This window comes from Micromonospora sp. DT4, from assembly GCF_049841675.1.
GTDB lineage: Bacteria > Actinomycetota > Actinomycetes > Mycobacteriales > Micromonosporaceae > Micromonospora.
The window spans coordinates 1-237 of record NZ_JBNCKT010000511.1; the positions used below are offsets into that span (position 1 = coordinate 1).

Genomic DNA, 237 nt, shown 5'->3' on the forward strand with positions numbered 1-237 from the left:
GTCTCGTCGACCACGAGGACCCCGTCGGGGTCACCGAGCCGGTCCACGACGACCTGCCGCACGTCGTCCCGCACGGCGTCGGCGTCCCATCTCGCCCGATAGAGCAGCCGTTGCATCTTGTCCGGCCGGGTATGCCCGGCCTGCTCAGCCAACTGCCAGCTCGTCTTGATCTCCAGGCCCGCGAGCAGCCCGGTGACGAACCCGGCCGCAGCCCGCCGCGGTTCCACCCGGGCGAAC

1 protein-coding gene is annotated in these 237 nt (G+C 71.7%); it reads right to left on the reverse strand.

Annotation, left to right across the window (positions count from 1 at the left end; all coding sequences use genetic code 11):
- On the reverse strand, positions 1-237 hold a 237-nt coding region (locus ACLQ24_RS30715), incomplete at both ends, for a transposase (RefSeq protein ID WP_425895211.1).